Raw genomic sequence first — 1211 nt, forward strand, 5'->3', positions numbered from 1 at the left:
GCGGAGGGCTGGGCCGGGCGGCCGGGCTCGGCCTTCGTCGGCCCGGCGGTGATCGGAGGATCGGCGCGGCCGGCCTCCGGCTTCGGCGCCTGGGCCGAGGACGACGGAACGGCGGGCTTGGCCGTATCGGGCTTGATGGTGTCGGGCTTGGCCGTATCGTTCTTGGCCGTATCGGGCTTGCCGGTCTCGGATTTGGCCGGCTCCGACTTGACGTGGACGCCCGGCGGCAGGGTCTCGGGCGGACGGCCCTGCGGCGTCGACACCGTTCCGGGCTTGCCGCCCTGGGTCTGGGGGGCGGTCGAGCTCGGGGCACCGTTCTTCGCGGCACCCGGAGCCTGGGAGCCGGAATTCGGACGGTCGGCGTCGTTGGATGGTGGCTTCACGGCCGTTGTCTCTCCCGTCTCGACGTCCCGGGCGCGGCGGCTGTGCCGCGCGCCCCGATCCTAACGTTCCTCACGACCCGCGCCGGTGCGGGCGGCGCCTACCTATCACCGCCGCTTCCGCCCGGGCGAGACCCGATCTGACGGCGGCGCGGCGATGTCAGGACAGGCCCGCGAGGAGGTCGTCCTCGCGCGGTCGCCCAGCGACGAAATGGGCCGCGACCCCGGCTTGGTCCAGGGCTGCGGCCACGTCGTCCGACAGGCAGTAATGCCTCAACGCGCGGAAAGCTCCGCCGTGTCCGGCCGCTTCCGACAATCGATGCGCCACGCGCGCGCTGCGGCGGGAATAGTGCAGGGCGGCGTCGAGCCCTCCGGGGACGGCGGCGAAGGCCGCGAAGACCGGGTCCGGCAGGTGCGCCACCGCCTCGGCCGCGTAGGCGACGTGCGTCGCGATCCGGTAGCCGGCGGCCGTCAGCCGGGCGGCGGGTTCCGCCTTGCGCTCCGCGCCGGCCACGTGGAGCAGGGATGCCCCCGGCGCGACGGATCCCTGCACGATCGCTGCGAGCGCGGCGGCGTCGCCCGTCCCCGCCGTCACCGCGCCGAGCCGCGCTTCGGCGAGCGCCGCCGTCCGCGGGCCGACGGCGAAGACCGGGATTCCGCGCAGGGTGGCCGCCTCGGTCGTCGCGAGCAGCGCGTCGAGGGCGTTCGCGCTGGTGAGGATCAGCCCGTCGAACGGGCCCGGCGGCAGGGCTGCGCCGGTGGGGCGCACCACCAGCACCGGCGCCACCAGGGGCAGGTGGCCGAGCGCGCCAGCGTCCCCGAGGTCGGCCC

The 1211-nt window shown here is 75.8% G+C and carries 1 protein-coding gene and 1 pseudogene; both read right to left on the reverse strand.

All coding sequences use genetic code 11. From position 1 onward, the window contains the following. Nucleotides 1–383 (reverse strand): annotated as a pseudogene (locus FV223_RS28060) (hypothetical protein); the annotation flags it as partial. Nucleotides 384–540: 157 nt separating this feature from the next. Then, the coding region (locus tag FV223_RS28065; protein ID WP_147729933.1) for a uroporphyrinogen-III synthase at nucleotides 541–1211 on the reverse strand (671 nt) is incomplete at its 5' end.

Source organism: Methylobacterium sp. WL116, assembly GCF_008039455.1.
In the GTDB taxonomy this organism is placed as follows: domain Bacteria; phylum Pseudomonadota; class Alphaproteobacteria; order Rhizobiales; family Beijerinckiaceae; genus Methylobacterium.